General features: G+C 44.2%; 4 protein-coding genes. 3 read left to right on the top strand and 1 reads right to left on the bottom strand.

Annotated features, from left to right (window positions below; translation table 11 throughout):
• Positions 1–2 precede the first annotated feature (2 nt).
• The 3 genes from NWE91_05590 to NWE91_05580 all read left to right on the top strand — a co-directional run bounded on the left by NWE91_05590 (position 3) and on the right by NWE91_05580 (position 3,814).
• On the top strand, positions 3–1,676 hold the full coding sequence (locus tag NWE91_05590; protein ID MCW3985864.1) for a succinate dehydrogenase/fumarate reductase flavoprotein subunit: 1,674 nt from the start codon (positions 3–5) through the stop codon (positions 1,674–1,676).
• A 13-nt stretch (positions 1,677–1,689) separates the two neighbouring features.
• A complete protein-coding gene (gene sdhB / locus NWE91_05585) occupies positions 1,690–3,255 on the top strand; it encodes a succinate dehydrogenase iron-sulfur subunit (protein MCW3985863.1) in 1,566 nt (521 codons plus the stop codon).
• A 253-nt stretch (positions 3,256–3,508) separates the two neighbouring features.
• Complete coding sequence (locus NWE91_05580) at positions 3,509–3,814, top strand: hypothetical protein (protein MCW3985862.1); 306 nt, start codon at positions 3,509–3,511, stop codon at positions 3,812–3,814.
• Between the two features lie 167 nt (positions 3,815–3,981).
• Here the strand turns inward: NWE91_05580 and NWE91_05575 are convergent.
• Positions 3,982–4,909: biotin-dependent carboxyltransferase family protein (locus tag NWE91_05575; protein ID MCW3985861.1), on the bottom strand; the 928-nt coding region annotated here is incomplete at its 5' end.

The following is a 4,909-nucleotide window of genomic DNA, read 5'->3' as shown; positions in this document are numbered from 1 at the left end:
TTATAGTGGGAGCTGGCATGGCTGGCCTTAGAGCTGCAATCGCCGCTGCCGAGGTTAACAGAAAAATCGACGTGGCCGTAATTTCTAAAGTCTACCCCGTACGTTCGCACTCGGTCTGCGCACAAGGCGGTACCGCCGCTATGCTAAGAGAGGGCGACTCTTACGATTTACACGCTTGGGACACCATTAAAGGGTCGGATTTTCTCGCAGACCAAGACGTTGTAGAGTTCTTTGTCAAGAAAGCTCCTGAGGAGATCATTACATTAGACCATTGGGGGCTCCCATGGAGCAGAACCGAGGATGGAAAAATAAATCAACGTCCTTTTGGCGGTCACAGTTTTCCAAGAGCATGCTTTGCAGCTGACATGACAGGCTTTCACGAGATGCATGCATTGGATGGAAAAGCTAATGCATATGATAACATAAAATTCTATGATGAATGGTTTGTTACTTCCCTCATCGTTGAGGATAACGTTGCAGCAGGTTTGACGGCAATAGAACTGAAGACTGGTGAAATGGCCGTCTTTCGCAGCAAAGCCGTCATAATGGCGACTGGCGGCTATGCACGTGTATATCAGTTTACAACATTTTCCCATACGGCGACTGGGGATGGAATGACTATGGCCTATCGAGCGGGTGTACCTCTAAAAGACATGGAATTTATCCAATTCCACCCCACAGGGATGGTTCCATCGGGGATATTGATTACTGGGGGAGCCCGTGGCGAAGGGGGATACTTAGTCAACGCTAAGGGTGAGCGTTTTATGAAACGCTACGCGTCTGAAAAGATGGAGTTAGCTCCACGGGACATTGTTTCCAGAGCAGAGACAATAGAGATTCAGGAGGGACGTGGACTAGAAGGCCCTTATGGAGCTTACATAGCCTTAGATCTTAGACATTTGGGCGAGGAGAAGATAAACGAGAGGCTACCTCTTATCCGCGACGTTGCTATAAAACTGGGTGGAGTAGACCCTGTAAAGGAACCAATACCTATCAGGCCAGCAGCTCACTACTCTATGGGAGGAATTCATGCTAACATAAAGACGGAAACGCCAGTTTCAGGGTTTTACGCTACTGGTGAATGCGCTTGTTTAAATGTGCATGGAGCAAATAGGCTCGGCACTAACTCGACGTCTGATTGCCTAGTTTTTGGATTTGTTGCTGGCGAAGAAGCTGCCAAATACGCTCTTTCAAAAAGTTTTCGAGAAATTCCACGTGAAAAAATCTTGGCAGAGGAAAGAAGAGTTTTTGACGAAATTTTGGGCAGCGAAGGCGACGAAAAAGTTCCTATTATCAGAGATGAGTTGAGAGGTATCATGAGTGGGAAAGTGTGGGTATTCAGAAAAGGCGACGAACTGGAGAGCGGTTTGAAGGAACTAAGGAGGCTCAAGGAGAGATTCAAGAACATAAGGGTTGAAGACAAAGATAAGCAATTCAACACTGGGCTTGTAGCAGCCTTGCAGCTTGACTTCACCTTGGACCTATCTGAAGCTACGATAGCAGGCGCACTTGCTAGAACAGAATCGAGAGGAGCTCATACCAGACTTGACTGTCCCAAGCGTGATGACGGAAATTGGCTGAAACACACTATTGCTTACTACACAAAGGAAGGCCCCAGACTCGAGTACATTCCAGTTACCATAACCAAGTGGCCTCCGGCCGCAAGAGCCTATTAGGAGATGAATATGCGTGAATTCTCAAGTTGAGAAAACTGTTGAATTTAAAATACACCGTTTCAATCCCCAAAACAAAAGGCATTACATATCTACACACAAAGTACCCGTCTGCAAGGGGATGACCTTGCTTGATGCTTTTATGTATATCAAGGACAATTTTGATGGGGCGCTTACGTTTAGGCATTCATGTAGAATGGGAGTGTGTGGAAGTTGTGGAATTATGGTTAACGGAAAACCCATGTTGGCCTGTTACACACAAGTACTGCATCTAAACTCTGACACCTTGGTCATCGAACCACTCCAAAACATGCCCGTCATAAAAGACCTAGTTGTAGACATCCAACCATTCTTTGACACATACAACAGAATAACCCCAGTCTTAATCAAACCTGAGGAGGCGTTCAAGAAGCCTGACGAATTTATACAATCACCAACGGATCTTAAAAAGTACTGGGACTTGACACTGTGCATTAAGTGTTCCATCTGTTATTCTGCATGCCCAGCCGCAATAGACGAGAAATTCTTAGGGCCTTCCACTTATGCCACCAATTATCGGTTTGTTTCAGATTCAAGAGATGAAGGCACAGCTGAACGGTTGAAGGCTATGGCTGACAACCTGTGGCTATGCACCTCTTGCAACTCATGTACAATGTTTTGTCCTAAAGAGGTTGATTGTTCATCCTCGATAGTTGACGAACGCGGCCTTGTGGTAGAAACAGGTAATATACCGAGAACAGTTAAGGACGTACTTACAAGCGTTGTCAGATATCATAATCCGCTGGGGATGCATCCGAGTAAAAGGATGGACTGGGCTAAGGACTTGAACGTTAAAACGTTTCCAACTGTTGAAAAGGCAGCCATCTTGTCCTTTGTGGGTTGCGCATTAGCTTATGATCAGAGAAGTCAAGCAATTGCCAAATCCATGGTCTCAGTATTCAATAGTTTAGGTGTTGACTTTGTAACACTTGGCACTGAAGAATGGTGTTGTGGAGATCACATACTACGACTTGGCGAGAAAGGATTGTTCGAAATGCTTGCCGAACATAATATTTCGACGTTTGAAAAGTTCAATGCAGAGAAAATTATAACGCTGTCTCCTCACTGTTACAACACTTTCAAAAATGACAAACCATACAGTGATAAAGGGCTTCGCATTCAGCATTATACAGAATTTCTCGCTGAAACCATCGAAAGTGGCAGGCTAAAACTTTCCAAACACGTTAACAAAAAGATCACTTACCACGATCCTTGCTTCCTAGGCAAACGCAACGAAATATACGAAGCACCTAGACAGATTTTGAAGTCAATAAACTGTTTAGAACTTGTTGAGATGAAGAGAACAAGGGAGAACAGCTTTTGCTGCGGTGGAGGAGCTGGAAGAACTTGGACTGAAGATGCCCCTCCTGAAAAGAGGCCTAGTATCGATCGTGTAAGAGAGGCATTAGAACTTAGTGTCGAAGTTATTGCCACAGCATGTCCGTTCTGTGTTACAACTTTGGAAGACGCGGTGAAAGTGTTAGACGTGGAAGACAAAATTGTGGTGAAGGATATTCTAGAGCTTCTAAAAGAAGCCATGTAGCACATTAAATTAGTGGACTTCGATGCGCGCATTCCAATTTGATAGCGTACCATCATTCCAGAAAGAAGCTATTATCCTGTCAAAAAGCGCGCGCATAAAAGAAATCAATTATCTGGGCCTTATAAATCTCACATATATATCTAGATGCATGCTACTATTCTTCGGTAGCGCGCAAGGATTATTACTTTGGAACATGCATATCAAGGACGGATAGAATTCTACCTTACACCGAAAGTCTGAGAGAGAATGAAAAATGAATAAAAAAGATATCGGAATAAGAATTCAACCGATTTTCGAAAAAGACGGCGTAAAAATTAAGATGTTGAAGGTTTGGCTTTTTTGGAAGGACAAACCATATCCCTTAAACTTTATCGGCATGGGTTGCGAATCCATTGGGAGAAATCTCGACATTTCAGAGTTGCAAGCTATTAAATTGCTCATTTTGAAGTTAAAACCAGAGATAAAGAATATGGGAAACCCTTCCGTGCGAGAGAAGGCAGAATTACGCCTTAAACACCTCGAAAAGAAGTTGGTTCTAGCTAAAAACCGTGAGAGTTAGAGTAATGTGATTAATGACGAATATGCGCACGCAGTGATTATAGGTTTAGCACAGCATGCAGTATGCATGCATACAACATGCAATCTCTAAACACCCTCACGCGCGTTACGATTCGGCTCTTCAGCTTATCTGCGCCTAAAAAATGTAAAACTCACCCGAAAAAATCTTTACAGCTTCGACTCTACTAGCTCGCTTTTCATTTGACTGAGAGTTCTCATGTATTCTAGCAGTTTTGCTCGTGCCCTGCTTGGCGAAATCTTTGAAAAACGTATCTTGTCGTTTGGCTTGACTTGTCCAAGACGAGAAACGTCAGGAGTGGAAACCACAGCGATTTTCGGATAACCCCCAGTTGTCTGTGCATCACGCATCATTATAATAGGCTTACCGCTTTTAGGCACCTGAACTGCCCCGACTGGTATAGCGTCTGAAACCATATCCAGTGAGTCTTTCTGTTCCACCCTTAAGCCATCAAGCCTATAACCCATCCTATCCGACTCTGTGGTTACAGTGTAGATGCTTGACAGAAAGGTCTCTATACCCATGTCTGTGAAGTAGTCAGATTGTGGTCCAAGCACAACTTCAATCGTTAACTTGTTGCTATAGCATGGAACAAGCTCTTGAGGCATTGAGAAGCCAAACTTAAGTAATATACTAGGCTCATATGCTTCAATAACATCTCCCGCTTTAAGCCGCCTTCCTTGAAAACCGCCAAATCCACCACGAACATAGGTTGACCTACTATCCAATACTAAGGGCACATCAATTCCCCCCTTCGCAGCTAGATATGCTCTACACCCGCTTCGCGGACGCCCAAAAGAAAGCACGTCACCCTTGCAAACCTGCAACGTTTGCCAACAAACAACTTTTTCCCCGTTTACAGTGGGCGAAAGAGCTGCACCTGATATTGCAATTTGAGCAGCATTGAGAAATTCAAACGCTGGACCCTGCAAAGTTATTTCTACACATGCATCATCGGGCTTGTTGTCTACCAGAAGATTCGCTGCAACAAAAGCATAGTTATCCATCGCTCCAGAAACCGGCACACCATACTTTTGAAAACCGTACCGTCCCACATCTTGAACTGTCGTAAAAAGG

It is taken from the genome of Candidatus Bathyarchaeota archaeon, assembly GCA_026014805.1.
GTDB lineage: Archaea > Thermoproteota > Bathyarchaeia > Bathyarchaeales > SOJC01 > JAGLZW01.
The sequence above is the reverse complement of the archived record's forward strand: the minus strand, read 5'-3'. Positions and strand labels throughout refer to the sequence as shown.

Excerpts from the sequence above, each read along its gene's own strand:
- NWE91_05580 (MCW3985862.1), top strand. The coding sequence starts at position 3,509 with ATGAATAAAAAAGATATCGGAATAAGAATTCAACCGATTTTCGAAAAA.